Origin of the sequence: Gordonia rhizosphera NBRC 16068, assembly GCF_000298195.1 — a bacterium.
In the GTDB taxonomy this organism is placed as follows: domain Bacteria; phylum Actinomycetota; class Actinomycetes; order Mycobacteriales; family Mycobacteriaceae; genus Gordonia; species Gordonia rhizosphera.
This window is the reverse complement of the sequence record NZ_BAHC01000101.1, coordinates 1-1,049: the sequence shown is the minus strand read 5'-3', so window position 1 is coordinate 1,049 and position 1,049 is coordinate 1. Positions and strand designations below refer to the sequence as shown.

The following is a 1,049-nucleotide window of genomic DNA, read 5'->3' as shown; positions in this document are numbered from 1 at the left end:
TAGATGATTGATTCCTGGTGATCAGTGGTCGTAAGCGGTGAGTGACCGTCTGATGTTGGCACCGACGCGGTCGTTGTGCCAGATGGCAGCAGTCATGGCCAGGACGCGTTGAGCGATGCGAGCGCACACGCCCGCGGCGGTGCGACCACCGTGGTGTTCGAGGTCTAGTTGGCCTTTCAACGTGTCGTTGACCGATTCGATGATCTGGCGCAACGGCTTGAAGAATCGTTCACCGCCGCGGGGTTGTTCGCCTTTGCGTGTCGGGCGCAGCAGGGTGATCCCGGCCTCGGCGAGTTCGTGTTCGAAGATGCGTCCGTAGTAGTTCTTGTCGGCGATGACCAGGTGCGGGCCGGCCGCGACGATCTCGGCGATACCGGCTGTGCCAGTGAGGATGTCACACAGCACATGTCGTTCGTCGGCTTTGGCGCCGGTCAACGCCCACCCGACCGGCAGTCCGTGAACCGTGCACACCAGGTGCAGGCGCAGCCCCCAGAAGTAGCGCGAATGCGACGCGCAGTAACCGTATTCGGCCCACCCGGCCAGATCGGAACGTTTCGCGGTCTCGCGCGAGCGCCCGCACTCGACGGGAGTGGAATCGACCACCCAGGTGTCGTCGTCGCCCACACCGGTCATCGACGCCAGGGTGCGGGTCAGCCAGGCCATCGTCGGGGCCAGTGCACGCAGACGTTTGTTGTAGCCGGGCTGGTTGGGCACGGTGGGAAACATGCCGAGCAGATGGGCCCGCGCATAGCGCAGCCAGCGGCGTTCGCTGGTGAACCCCAGCAGCGCCTGCAGCACCGCCAGGGTCAGCATCTCGGCGTCGCTGATGCGGGTGGCGAACCCGCGGGCCGGGCGGATCGCGACACGCTCAGGATGGGCTTTCAACAGATCGTCGCAGGTCACATAGAGTGCAGTGGCGAGGGTGTCCAGGTCAGCGTCCACATCGACCTCCAGGTCAGTGTTTGGGTTAGCAACGCTGAGTCTGGACGCCCTCCACCTTTAATCACATGCGACACACCAGTAACATTACCGGGAATCACTCATCTAGG

1 protein-coding gene is annotated in these 1,049 nt (G+C 63.6%); it reads right to left on the bottom strand.

Annotation, left to right across the window (positions count from 1 at the left end):
* Window positions 1–21: 21 nt before the first annotated feature.
* The gene (locus tag GORHZ_RS11450; RefSeq protein ID WP_006333113.1) at window positions 22–942 is read right to left on the bottom strand and encodes an IS982 family transposase; all 921 of its coding nucleotides are present in this window, start codon (window positions 940–942) and stop codon (window positions 22–24) included.
* Between the last annotated feature and the right edge of the window lie 107 nt (window positions 943–1,049).